The 12,731-nt window shown below is 37.8% G+C and carries 14 protein-coding genes, 1 riboswitch and 1 other annotated feature; of the genes, 12 read left to right on the top strand and 2 right to left on the bottom strand.

The annotated features are described in order from the left end of the window. Nucleotide 1 precedes the first annotated feature (1 nt). A riboswitch (TPP riboswitch) is annotated at nt 2-92 on the top strand. Between the two features lie 47 nt (nt 93-139). From B5E95_RS04545 to B5E95_RS04535, 3 genes are all read left to right on the top strand, one after another. Further along, nucleotides 140-718 carry an ECF transporter S component gene (locus B5E95_RS04545; RefSeq protein WP_087235675.1) on the top strand — a complete coding sequence of 193 codons (579 nt, stop codon included), beginning with the start codon at nt 140-142 and terminating at the stop codon, nt 716-718. A gap of 310 nt (nt 719-1,028) precedes the next feature. Further along, the gene (locus B5E95_RS04540) at nt 1,029-1,745 is read left to right on the top strand and encodes an MFS transporter (protein ID WP_241146317.1); all 717 of its coding nucleotides are present in this window, start codon (nt 1,029-1,031) and stop codon (nt 1,743-1,745) included. Between the two features lie 218 nt (nt 1,746-1,963). Then, complete coding sequence (locus B5E95_RS04535; RefSeq protein WP_241146316.1) at nt 1,964-2,731, top strand: MFS transporter; 768 nt, start codon at nt 1,964-1,966, stop codon at nt 2,729-2,731. Nucleotides 2,732-2,765: 34 nt separating this feature from the next. On the opposite strand, the gene udk is transcribed toward B5E95_RS04535, so the two are convergent. Next, nucleotides 2,766-3,404, bottom strand: coding sequence for a uridine kinase (udk, locus tag B5E95_RS04530; RefSeq protein WP_087235673.1), 639 nt, complete (start codon nt 3,402-3,404; stop codon nt 2,766-2,768). A 155-nt stretch (nt 3,405-3,559) separates the two neighbouring features. Continuing rightward, nucleotides 3,560-3,802, top strand: a binding site (T-box leader). A gap of 239 nt (nt 3,803-4,041) precedes the next feature. On the opposite strand from udk, the gene B5E95_RS04525 reads away from it, so the two are divergent. The 6 genes from B5E95_RS04525 (at nt 4,042) to B5E95_RS04500 (ending at nt 8,359) form a co-directional block, all read left to right on the top strand. Then, nucleotides 4,042-4,782: an amino acid ABC transporter ATP-binding protein gene (locus B5E95_RS04525; protein WP_087235672.1), complete on the top strand. Its 741-nt coding sequence runs from the start codon at nt 4,042-4,044 to the stop codon at nt 4,780-4,782. 11 nt (nt 4,783-4,793) lie between these two features. Beyond that, a complete protein-coding gene (locus tag B5E95_RS04520; protein ID WP_025005433.1) occupies nt 4,794-5,609 on the top strand; it encodes a transporter substrate-binding domain-containing protein in 816 nt (271 codons plus the stop codon). Then, on the top strand, nt 5,609-6,250 hold the full coding sequence (locus B5E95_RS04515; RefSeq protein ID WP_087235671.1) for an amino acid ABC transporter permease: 642 nt from the start codon (nt 5,609-5,611) through the stop codon (nt 6,248-6,250). The genes B5E95_RS04520 and B5E95_RS04515 overlap by 1 nt, the downstream gene beginning before the upstream one ends. Nucleotides 6,251-6,264: 14 nt before the next feature. Beyond that, nucleotides 6,265-6,921: an amino acid ABC transporter permease gene (locus tag B5E95_RS04510; protein ID WP_025005435.1), complete on the top strand. Its 657-nt coding sequence runs from the start codon at nt 6,265-6,267 to the stop codon at nt 6,919-6,921. Between the two features lie 77 nt (nt 6,922-6,998). Then, entirely contained in the window at nt 6,999-7,919 is a 921-nt protein-coding gene (locus B5E95_RS04505) for a DUF2974 domain-containing protein (protein ID WP_025005436.1), read from the top strand. Next, nucleotides 7,916-8,359 (top strand): hypothetical protein, encoded by a 444-nt coding sequence (locus B5E95_RS04500; RefSeq protein WP_025005437.1) that lies wholly within the window; start codon nt 7,916-7,918, stop codon nt 8,357-8,359. The genes B5E95_RS04505 and B5E95_RS04500 overlap by 4 nt, the downstream gene beginning before the upstream one ends. 169 nt (nt 8,360-8,528) lie before the next feature. Here B5E95_RS04500 and B5E95_RS04495 read toward each other — a convergent pair whose 3' ends face one another. Then, entirely contained in the window at nt 8,529-9,830 is a 1,302-nt protein-coding gene (locus B5E95_RS04495; protein ID WP_087235670.1) for an extracellular solute-binding protein, read from the bottom strand. A gap of 153 nt (nt 9,831-9,983) precedes the next feature. On the opposite strand from B5E95_RS04495, the gene B5E95_RS04490 reads away from it, so the two are divergent. From B5E95_RS04490 to rpiA, 3 genes are all read left to right on the top strand, one after another. Further along, the gene (locus B5E95_RS04490; protein WP_025005439.1) at nt 9,984-10,787 is read left to right on the top strand and encodes a DUF4931 domain-containing protein; all 804 of its coding nucleotides are present in this window, start codon (nt 9,984-9,986) and stop codon (nt 10,785-10,787) included. 85 nt (nt 10,788-10,872) lie between these two features. Then, on the top strand, nt 10,873-11,799 hold the full coding sequence (gene rbsK, locus B5E95_RS04485; protein WP_087235669.1) for a ribokinase: 927 nt from the start codon (nt 10,873-10,875) through the stop codon (nt 11,797-11,799). Beyond that, on the top strand, nt 11,799-12,491 hold the full coding sequence (rpiA, locus tag B5E95_RS04480; RefSeq protein ID WP_087235668.1) for a ribose-5-phosphate isomerase RpiA: 693 nt from the start codon (nt 11,799-11,801) through the stop codon (nt 12,489-12,491). Before rbsK ends, rpiA begins: the two co-directional genes overlap by 1 nt. Nucleotides 12,492-12,731 lie beyond the last annotated feature (240 nt).

Here is a 12,731-nt window from a genome sequence, read left to right as displayed (position 1 = left end):
AAAAAGTCACTAGGGGTGCTGAAAAGCTGAGACATACCCTTTGAACCTGAACAAGGTAATACTTGCGTTAAGGAAAGTGCGATGAAATCGATTATTTTTGTGCTCCTACTGACTGTAATAGTTAGTTAGGAGCATTTTTATGTTTACACGATCAGCAAAGTGGAATGTTAAATCAATTATTTTAGTTGCCTTAATTGGGATCATTATGGGAGTCATCTACACTTATGGTTTTAATAATGTGTATAACTTGGTTAAACTTAGCTTTTTACCGACTGGATATGCACCGGTTGTGGACAATATCTTTACTGGACTCTGGTATATGGCTGCACCACTTGCAATGTATTTTGTCCCTACGGCAGGCTCAGGTACGATTGGTGAATTATTAGCGGCAACAGTTGAGATGGCAATTGGTGGCCAATGGGGTGCTCTGACTATTTTTGAAGGGTTAATTCAGGGTGCTACAAATGAAATTGGCTTTTTCCCTAAAAAAGAACGTTATGAAAGATTTTCTTGGAAGAGCGTTTTAACAGGAGCCTTCTTTGCTAACTTAGGTGGTTTTATTCCATCATATTTCTTATTTGGATGGAGTCATTATAGTGTCAACTTGCAGATCGCAATGTTCATTACTAGCATGATTTCAGCCTTTCTTTTTGATGGAGTACTAGTAAAATTAATTACTAATTTGTTTGATAAAACATTAAAGCCGAGAATCAAATAAGCCTTATCTAAAACGTATATACTGAATTAATAATGGGTGAGTGCTAAAATGAATATGGATATGTGTATGCGCTTTCATGAAAAGAAGGGATTTTTTTGACTCGACGAACAAGTGAAGAAAAGAAAGAAGAAGCGGAAGCGATAAAAAATTGGAATCCGCGATATCGTAAAAATGTCATTATTTATGGATCTATGGTATTTTAGGCGCAGTTACTGGTATTACTAATGATGCTGCACTTTCTTACTATAAGATTGTTGCGCCACACTTAATTTCAGGACTTAATATTTTTAATGCCGCAACGGCGATCCTGATGTCTTTAATGATTGCTACTGTTCACAAATATGGTTATAGAAATATCTTATTGGTATTGCCACCAATGACTGCTATTTTTATGGCCTTAACTTGTGTGACTACCAATCAAATTATCATTATGATTGCATATACGATTTCATGGACCGCAATTGGGGTTTATGACTTAATGTATCCGTTGATGTGGACTTCATATGTACCAGGGAAGATTAGAACTAAAATGTTCTCTGTCGTTATGATTGTAAACTTGATTACTCAAACGATCTGTACTTTCTTTGGTGGAAAAGCAGTTGTTTGGTTCTTTAGTTTACTTCAAGGTACTTCATATCGGGATGCATCTATTACATCAGGACGGCCAGAATTAATGCACGGCCAAGTATTAGCAAACTATACTAATGCTTATCGGATTTTGCTCGTTATTACCGCCGCTATAACGATGTTAGCCTTCATTTTAGCTTTATTCATTCATGATGTACCACGAGACCATCGTTCAGAAGCAAGTGAAGAAAGTACCACACCCGCTCAAAAAGCTGCAATGTACAAAAAGTTGCTTAATAAACGAACCATTATGTGGATTGTTTATATTGCGGGTGTACAACTTGGTGCGAGATTGATCGCTGTCTATGTGCCAATCTATTTAAATAATCATTTACATATTCCACGTGACGTATCTTCTTCGGCAATTGGAGTTTATGATTTAATGTACCCACTGATGTGAACATCTTATGTTCCTAGCAAAATAAGAACGAAAATGTTTACTGTAGTTAAGGTGGTTAACTTAATCGCTGAAAGTATCATGATGTTTATTGGTGGTAAAGCCGTTGTATTTATTTTTAGTAAATTACAAAGTATCAGTTATTAGACAGCTTCAAATTTGTCAGCCGATTCAAATGCAATGAAAGGGGCAATGCTTTCAAATTATATTAGCGCGTATAAATGGGTAAATATTATTACAGCTGTGATTACCTTTATGCCTTTGTTCTCGCTTTATTTATTAAAGATAAGCCAATTGATTATCGTTCAACTGAAAGTAAAGATAAAAAAGAAACATTGCAGCAGAAAATGACAACTTACAAACGACGCGTTAACTATAAAACGGTTGTCTGGGTACTTTATTTATGTGCTGTCCAATTAGGCGCTGGATTGTTTATCCAATACGTGCCAATTTATTTGAATAATATTTTACATATTCCACGGGTAATAACTTCAACTATTAATACGTTACAAACCGTTGCCATCTTTGTAGGTTACTTCTTTGCACCTTATTTGGCTAAGAAGTTAGGTTCAATTATGACGATTGCGATCAGTACAATCATTTGTGTACCATTAATGTTAGTAATGGCCAATGCCAAGATGCTCGGAACGGGTGCCGCTTTATTTGCAGTTGTAGGCACAATTTTATTCTTCCGTTCAGGCCTTGCAAATGCCTCTATGCCTGTACAACAAGAAGTACAAATGATTTTAGTAGATAAGGATATGCGTCCTGCTTTTAGTGCGGTAATTGAAATTGCATTGTCAGTTGTTGGCGTCATCGATGGATTATTTACTGAATTCTATCTTTTGAAGACGCAACAAGGTTATGCCAATGCTTATATTATTGCGGCTGCATTATATATTGTGTCAGGAGTTGTATTGATTCTCGTATTTGCTAAAAAGTATAATCGGATTTTGCGTGATAGTCATGCATCTGAAGAATCCAAATAATAAAAAAATAAAAAATGGAGCTTAGCCCCATTTTTTATTGGTTTAAAACTGATTGTAATTTAGTAGTAAGCATGTCGATTGCCACATCATTTTCTCCGCCTTCTGGCACAATGATGTCAGCGTAACGCTTAGTTGGTTCGATAAATTGATTGTACATTGGTTTTACCGTACCAAGGTATTGGTTGATAACTGAATCAAGTGAACGGCCGCGTTCCTGCATGTCACGTTCAAGACGACGGATAAAACGAATGTCGTCATCAGTATCAACGTAAACCTTGATATCCATTAAGTTACGGATGTCTTCGTTAAATAAAACTAAGATACCTTCTAGAATAATGATGTCGGCAGGTTCAACGTGAATGGTTTCATCACTTCTTGTGTGAGCAGTGAAATCATAAGTTGGCATTTCAATTGGCTTTCTGTGCATCAATTGATTAAGTTGTGCTTCAAGCAGTGGCATATCAAAAGCGTCAGGGTGATCGTAGTTGATCTTCATCCTTTCTTTCATTGGTACGCCGGTATTGTCCTTATAATAAGAATCTTGCGTCATGATCATAATGCGGTCATGATCATTGTCGTTAATGTTGTCTGCAATCTCGTGGGCAATGGTAGTTTTGCCACTTCCTGAACCACCAGCAATTCCGATAATAACGGGTTTTTCAAGTTTTCCCATAGATAACTCCTTTATTTTTCTACATATCAATAACATTTTAAAGCATTTTCCGAATATTAACAGTAAAAATTTGCATTAAAAACGGATTCATCCGTAAATGTAAAAATATTACTTGCTTTTTTAAGCAAAATACTGTTAAATACATATAAAGAAATTAAAAAGCTATGAAAAAGAAGAGTAGATAGTCCATTCTTACAGTGAATTGGCGTTAGTGGGAAGCCAGTAGACCCTGAATTATTGAATAACACTTTTAGCAGCTCGCCGAACTAACAATTCTTATAGTAGGTTGAGACGTCTCCGGTACGTTACCACGCCGGTAAAGCATGATTGTGCTTTATGAGGAGGTCTATTTTTGATAGACAATTTGGGTGGTACCGCGGAAAGCTTTCGTCCCTGCACAAGGGATGAAGGCTTTTTTTATACTCAAAAGAGCCATAGTCATTTCTTGAAACAAATTCGTAAAAAGCTAAATTGAAATTGCTTTCATTTGACAATTGAAAGATATTTTTACTCAAAAGCGAATAAAAATAGTAAATTTATGTAAAAATGTATCATTTTAGCTTGAATATAGGTTTAGTTTTGCCTTAAAAAAAGGTAGAATAATATTATTACAAAAAATGGAGGAAAGATAGAAACCATGACAGCAATTATTGAATTTAAGCATGTTAACAAATACTACGGAAAACTTCATGCATTGAAAGATATTAACTTGAAAATTGATGAAGGCCAAGTGGTTTCAATTATTGGTCCATCAGGCTCTGGTAAGAGTACTTTAATTAGAACAATGAACGGCTTAGAACCAATCAACAGTGGACAACTTATTGTGACTGGTCATGACTTAGCCGATAAAAAGACAGACATTAACAAGATTCGTAAAAACGTCGGCATGGTGTTCCAACACTTCAATCTTTACAACAACCACACCGTACTTGAAAATGTTATGCTCGCTCCTAAGATCGTTTTGAAGCGTCCAGACGACGAAAACCGTAAGATTGCCATGCAATACCTTGAAAGAGTAGGTATGGCTGATAAGATCAATTCTTACCCACGTCAATTGTCAGGTGGTCAACAACAACGTGTTGCCATCGCTAGATCACTTGCCATGGATCCAAAAGTTATTTTGTTTGACGAACCAACTAGTGCCTTGGACCCAGAAATGATCGAAGATGTTCTTGAAGTTATGCGCTATGTTGCTGAACAAGGTATCACTATGGTTGTGGTTACTCACGAAATGGGCTTTGCTAGAAAAGTAAGTAATCGTTTGATCTTCTTTGATCAAGGTCACATTTTAGAAGACCGTGATCCAGGTGAATTCTTCGATCATCCAAATACTGAACGTGCACGTCAATTCTTAAGCAAGATTATTTCTAAAGACTAAGGTGGCGTGCCATGAAAAAATTAAGAAAATATCTTTTCTTACCTTTACTAGTGCTGCTGGCTTTCACTTTATCAGCCTGTGGCCATAAGGATCAGAATGTTTACCAAAAGGTAGAAGCAAATAAGCATATTGTTTGGGGCGTTAGAGCAGATACCAGATTGTTTGGTTTGACCAACGTTAAGACCGGTAAGATCGAAGGTTTTGAAATGGACCTGGCTAAGGCTTTAACTAAGCAAATGTTAGGTAAAAAGGGTACTGCAAGTTTTGTTACTACTACTGCCAACACTAGAATTCCACTTCTTAAAAACGGTAACGTGGACGCGGTTTTAGCAACTATGACCATTACGCCAGAGCGTGCTAAACAAGTAACCTTCAGTAAGCCATACTTCCCAGCTGGTTCATCTTTGCTTGTACCCAACAATAGCAAAATTACCAACGTTAAAGATTTGAATAATAAAACTGTACTTGCCGTAAAAGGAACTACTGCAGTTGATGATGTGCATAAGTCAGCACCAAAGGCACGTGTGCTTCAATATGATGACTATGGTCAAGCGATGTCAGCACTTAAGGCTAACCAAGGTGTGGCTTTGACTACTGATAATGGTCTTCTTGCTGGTATCGCCCAAGAAAACAAGGGCTACAAGTTAGTCGGCGGTGTTTATAGTGATGCTCCTTATGGTATCGCTGTTGACAAGGGTCAAACTGACATGGCAAATCACATTGACAAGGCTCTTAAGCAGCTTCAAGCAAATGGTACTTACAACCGTTTGCTCAAGAAGTGGTTCGCAGGAATTCCTGGTTTTAGTCTTAAGGGGGTATTGAAATAATGTGGCAAATTATTACCAATAACTGGGGTGTTTTTTTGACAGGTTTTTGGAATACTATTTTATGTAGTACCATAGCCCTGGTATTCAGTTTGATTTTGGGTGTGTTCTTCGCTCTGCTTGAAGTAGCTCCGCCAAAATTTGGCCGCGTGATTGCTAAGATTTACATCGCAATTTTCCGTAACATTCCATTGCTAGTTATCGTAATGATCTTTTACTTGATCGTTCCGCGTTACATCGTTAAGTTGTCAGGTTTCCAAGCCGGTACAATTGGTTTAACACTTTATACTTCAGCCTTTATCGCTGAAACAGTGCGTGCCGGTATTAACTCAATCGGTGAAGGTCAAATGGAAGGTGCCCGTTCAAACGGTATGACTTATGTGCAAGCAATGCGTTACGTTATCTTGCCTCAAGCCATGAAGATCGTGATCCCACCACTTGGCAACCAATTTGTAAACTTAGTTAAAAACTCTTCAGTTTTGGCCTTTGTAGCTGGTTTTGACTTGATGTATCAAGCACAATTGATCGCATTTTCAACTTTCCAAACCATTGATACATATATTATTGTAGGTCTTTTCTACTTGATCTTGACTTTGCCACTCAGCTACTACATGCGTCATCTAGAAAAGAAATTGGCTAAATAGGAAGGGGATAGAAAATGGAAACTTTTATTCATGCTTATTCATGGGTCGATATCCGCTTCTTATTACAAGGTCTTTGGGTAACGATTTATGTATCACTTATTTCAATTGCGCTTAGTTTTGTAGTGGGTTTGATCTTAGGTTTGATCCGCTACATGAAGATTAAATATCTTTCAGCAATCGTTGGCTTTATCATTGATATTATCCGTAACTTGCCATTGCTTTTGATCATCTTCTTTACCTACTTTGGTTTGCCACAATTAGGTATTGTCACGAATCCAACGTCGGCTTCGATTACGGCTTTGGTAATCTTCGAAGGTGCAATGTTGGCCGAAATCGTTCGTTCAGGTATCGGTTCAGTTGATCCAGGTCAAATGGAAGGTGCCCGTTCAAACGGTATGTCTTATGGCCAAGCAATGTATCACGTTGTCATGCCACAAGCTTTGCACAACATGATTCCTGCACTTTTGTCACAGTTCGTATCACTGGTTAAGGATACTTCACTTGCAACGATCATCGTGTTGTCAGAACTTCTTTACCACGCACAAATCATCTACAGTCAAAACACGACTTACTTGATTCCGATGTACGTGATCATCGCTGTAATGTACTTCATCATCTGCTTCTGCTTATCACAAGTGGCCAACTACTTACAAAAGAAGTACAACAATTAGTGGTTATAATCTTATTCAAAAAACTAACTCATGCTACTATGGTGGTAAGGGTTAGTTTTTTTATTAGGAAAAATATTATGGGCGTAAATGAACAATTAACCGACCGTGAACGGGTCGAATTAACTAAGAAATCTTATGAATATTTGCAATTAGGCGATAGCATAACGATTGGCCAATACCATGTTGGCGTTGTTTGCCGGGTAGAACATGCTAAAGACGGGATGAGTGCGTTCGTCATTAGTAATCTTAGTGAAATTACGATCCTGTTTAAGGGATCTTATGGCATCAAAAAAGGCACGCCGCAGACTTGGCGTGATGAATGGTTTAAGACGAATATCCCGATTTTAAGAGCGATGCTATCAAACGAAAGACGCATTCCGAGTCAGTTGAAGACGGCCAGTAAGTTCTTGAATCATGTGATTAGTCAATTTAAAGGAAGCAGATTCTATATTTATGGCCATTCACTGGGATCAATTAACGCACAGTTTGCTTTGGCTAATTGCAGTCATCCGGAGGTGATAGCGGCAGCTTATTTGTATGAAGGTACCAATATTTGGTTATTGCTTACACCGAAGGAGAGAAGACGTGTAGTACAGATGCGCGAACGGATTTTTAACTATGTGGATATTTATGATCCGGTAACTTTGGGCATTACGGAAACGCACCATATGGTTGGTAAGTTATGCTATGTTGATAGTGAGCCAATGCAGCCGATTAAGCAGCACATGTGGGGCGGCTACCAGTTTAATCCGGATGGCAGCTTGAAGTTGCGTAAGATTGACCAGGCGTTTTTAGCAGAAAGCCGCAGTGAGCATAAGCTGCTTAGCCGGTCGGGTGAATTGACGGACTTTATCGAAAAAATCAGCTCTAGCGATGAGATTAAGAAGATGGCAACGGAGAAGATAGATGAGCTGACGAAGCGTTATCCAGATCATAAGAGTCTGGTGAAGTTGGCTGAACTATTTAAGAATGAATTGTTAAAGGATGAAGATAAGTGAAACTAGATGAATTAGCAGCAAAGCAAGTAATTAATGATAAAGTGATTGATCATTTCGATGAAGATTTTTATGGCGACTTTTATGATTTCTTCGTGAACTTTATGAAGTTCAAGGAATTGACGGGGCAAATGAAGAAGGACCCTGATGAGGTGGAGTTTGTCTTTTATTTGAAGAACGATGATGATCATTATGGTTATAAGTTGGTTTTTGATCATGATTTACGGTTTTTGTCCGAGGAGTCGGATATTAGTGCTGCAGTGCTTGGAGCAGAGTCGGTGGAAGATTTTGAGAAGAGTAGGGATGCGGCGATTAAGGAGTTTGCACAGAAGTTTAGTGCGGAGAATCAGCATGATTTGATTCAGAATTTTAATGTGGAGATTGGTAAGCTCTTTGATCAGTATGATTTGGGTAAGGATAATACTTGCTATGTGTTGAGGTAGAAAATATTTCCCAGTAGTGGGAATTTTGCAGACTAAATTTGGATTTAATGGTTTAATTTAAAGTAGGCTTTGAGTGAATAATTCAGAGTCCGACATTCTGACCACATAAAAAAGGGCATCCCTTCTTTCCTTGGGGGATGTCCTTTTAATTATCTAAATTAGTCTATCTTTATTGCTTCCAAGAAGCGTCAAGCTTAGCCTTACCAGTCTTAATATCACTGGTCCAGTTTTGACCCTTGCTTGCCTTAGCCAAAATATTTTGCATATTTACATTAACTTGGTCATATGCAGTAATTGAGTTCTTAGTTACAGGTAAGAAGTAAAGCTTCTTTGAAGTCTTAGACAAAATTGCAGGAATCTTGCTGTTCTTAGCTTGTTGGTAAGCTGAGTCGTTCAAAGCAGCAGTGTTAACTGGCATGTAACCAGTTTGCTTTGCCCAGTAAAGTTGTGATGACTTAGAAGTTAAAAACTTAAGGTACTTGAATGCGGCAGCCTTTTGCATTGCGCTAGCCTTCTTGAACATGTAGATGTCAGTACCTTGTTGTACATTCATTTGACTTGGACGAGCAGCTACGCCGTAAACGTAACCCTTCTTAAGACCTTGCTTAAGGTAGGCTTCGTTAGCAGTTGAACCGATGAACATGGCAACTTGACCATTGTTAAATGGAGTTGACATGTACTTTTGTGTACCAGCTTGCATGAAGTAGCCAGCCTTAACACCATTTGCGTAGTAGTTAATAGTCTTAACAGAATCCTTAGCCGCAAAGTTCAAGTTCTTGTTGAAGTCCTTGCCGTAAGTTTCCTTCATTTGCATCATGTAGTAGTTGTTAAGTGCGTCAAAGCCCATACCGCGAACCTTGTGGTGACTCTTACGGTAGATTTCAGCAGATGCACTAGCAAGTTGACTCATGTTAGTTGGAACCTTAACACCATACTTATCAAGCAAAGTCTTGTTGTAGAAAAGTACTTCAACAGACTTGTTAAATGGTACACCGTATTGAGTACCGCCAATGTTGGCACCATCCCAAAGTGCCTTCTTAATCCCACTGTTCTTGTATGAGCCCCAGCCGACTGACTTGTTGTTAACGTATGGAGTTAAGTTAACAAGCATGTTGTTCTTAGCCGCATTGTAAAGCCAACCTGGGTAAGCTTGCGTAATAGTTGGCAAGTCCTTTGGTGATTGCAAACCTGAAACAAGCTTTGCTTGCAAGTCAGAGTAGTTACCACCTTGGCTTTGTAACTTAATATGAATGTTAGGATTTTTCTTTTCAAAGTCATTAGTTAACTTCTTTAAAGCACTTTGAGAAGTACCAGTTAATGAGTACCAAAAGTTAATCGTTGTCTTCTTGCTGATCTTAGTAGGAATCTTAGAAGAACTCTTAGAACTACTATTGTTGTTTGAACAAGCACTAAGACTGGCAACTGCTAAAACGGAAGCTCCAATTAGTGCCATTTTTTTGTAAAATTTCATTTTTTCTGCCTTTCGCTTTTTTACATTTCAAAGGTAGTTTACCATAGATAAGCGTACTATTCACAGATAAAATATAATATTGTTCATAATTGACACCGAAATATAATGATTCTAATATTGAAAGTAAGTAAATATTTTTAGCAGGTGGAAAATATGGACAAAAATCCTTTAGTATATGAATATTCAATCGGTAAACGTAAGCCTTATGATTATGATTATGGTAATCGTCAGGGTAACCAAAATGCAGGTTGCCCCTTCTGTGACGTTGCACATTTAACCAATATCTATGAAAAAGATGGGGATAAAATTTGGTTAAAGAATAAATATCCAACTTTACAGGATACTGACCAAACAATTCTGATTGAATCAAGCGATCACCAAGGTGATATTTCAACTTATACACGCGAAGACAATCAAGAATTAATGAAGTTTGGACTGAAATGTTTTCAAAAGATGAATAACTCAGGCCGCTATGAAAGTGTTCTTTGGTATAAAAACTTTGGTCCTAAATCTGATGGTTCTTTAACGCATCCCCACATGCAGATTGTTGGGCTTTACCATAAAGATGGCTATCACGATATTGGACCTGACAATTTCAAAGGCTTTGAGGTTGGTCGATCTGGTTCAGTAGAAATGAATCTTTCAGCTTATCCGATTCAAGGCTATCAAGAAGTAAATATCTTAACTCAAGATAATACCAATTTAGAAACGTGGGCAGATTTAATCCAAAAAGGTGCGCAATATATGCGTTCTGTTTTGTCACACGGTGTAGATTCATACAACTTATTCTTTTATCCGATTAATGATGGCAAAGGAACTTGCTGCAAGATTATTCCACGTTTTTATGCCTCACCATATTTTGTTGGCTATAAGATCTCGCAAGTCGATGATTCCGATACTTTAAAATGGGAAGCAGAGCGACTTAAGGGCTTCGTCAATGGCGGTATTTTACATTAAAATGTCAAAAAACGCATTAGCGAGATTGAATGCGTTTTTTTGATATAATTGAAATGATTAAATACATTTCTAAGAAGGGATGCTCATGAAGAAGATTGTAGTTATAGGTTCAAGCAATGTTGATACTACATTGCACGTAAAGGACTTTCCAAAACCAGGTGAAACAATTAATGCCACAGAAATAACCTCTGCTGGTGGTGGTAAAGGTGCAAACCAAGCTATCGCTGCAGCTAAAAGTGGCGCAGAGACTTATTTTATTAATCGTGTCGGTGAAGACAGCGAAGGCGGTTATATCACCCATCAATTGAAGAGCTATGGCGTTGACACTACCTATGTTCAAACCACGATGGGAAGCAAGACCGGTCATGCTTATATCACGCTTAATGAAGCAGGACAAAATGATATCATTATTGATCATGGCGCTAACTATGAATTAACTGTAGAGGATATTCAGGCTGCTAGTGATTTGTTTAAAGATGTAGATTGTGTGATTGCTCAATTCGAGACCCCACTTGAAGCAACAATTGAGGCTTTCAAGTTGGCTAAAAAGGCAGGAAAAATCACAATTTTAAATCCTGCACCTGCTATTGATAAGATTCCGGAAGAATTGTTGCAATACACAGATATTATTACGCCAAATGAAACTGAAAGTGCCAAGATTACGGGCATCCAAATAAAGGATAATTCAACTTTGGCAACGAATGCTGAAAAGTTGCATCTTCTTGGCGTAAAAAATGTAGTAATTACGTATGGTGATAAAGGTGCCTATATCTCATCTGCAGATATTGAAACTTTGGTACCAGCTTACAAGGTTAAGGCAACTGATACCACTGGTGCAGGCGATACCTTTATTGGTTACTTGGCAAGCAATTTAAAAGCAGACTTGTCCAACTTTGAAGAAGCCGCTAAAATTGCTAGTCGTGCTTCATCAATTGCCGTTCAACGTTTAGGTGCCCAACCTTCAATTCCTACTGCCAAAGAAGTAGAAAATGCAATGGAGGACGATGAATAATGGATAAAACAGAACAAGATCGCTTGAAAAAAGAAGCTGCTGAGAAGGCAGCAAGCATGGTAAAATCTGGCATGATTTTAGGCGTAGGTACTGGTTCAACCGTTGCTTTCTTTATTGATGCCTTAGGCAAGTGCAAGGATAATGATGGCTTAAAGTTAAAAGCAATCGTTACTACCAGTAATAGAAGTAAAAAGCAACTTGAAGACTTAGGCTTTAAAGTTAGTGAATTAGCTGATGTTGATCAAGTTGATTTAACTGTTGATGGTTCTGATCGTGTTGCTAACAACTTAGACGGAATTAAGGGCGGCGGTGGTGCCTTAACCCTTGAAAAGAATGTTGCCATTAATTCTAAAAAGATTATCTGGATTGTGGATGAATCAAAACTTGTCCACAGATTAAGTGGATTTCCTTTGCCAGTTGAAGTATTGCCTATTTCTTGTGAACAAAACTTTAAGCGTTTTAAGCAAGAAGGCTTGAAGCCACAATGGCGAATGGATGGCGATAAGCGTTACATCACGCACTATGGCAACTACATTATTGATTTGGTTGCCGATCCAGTTCCAGCACCACATGGTTTAGCCGATTATCTTGACCATACTGTAGGTGTAGTTGAACATGGCTTATTCCTTGATATGTGTGATGAGGTAATCATTGCTCATAGCGACGGCACAATTGAAGATAAGATTAAATAATAATTTTTAGCAAAAATGGTTAACTTTAACCATTTTTTATTTTGTTTTTTTAATATCTTTTGTTAAAAATATATTTTTATTGTAAACACTGGATTAATTATCTATACTAGTGAAGATTTTATTTTTAATGAAAAACGCCCGAAAATCCCCGTATTTTAATGCGGGGATGGATAGGGCCAAGCTGACCTAGCAGTCAGCTTTTTTTATTCTAAAAATAGAGACATACGTTCGACTTCCCTG

The sequence above is a fragment of the Lactobacillus gallinarum genome, assembly GCF_002160635.1.
GTDB lineage: Bacteria > Bacillota > Bacilli > Lactobacillales > Lactobacillaceae > Lactobacillus > Lactobacillus gallinarum.
This window is presented reverse-complemented; position numbering and strand designations above follow the sequence as displayed.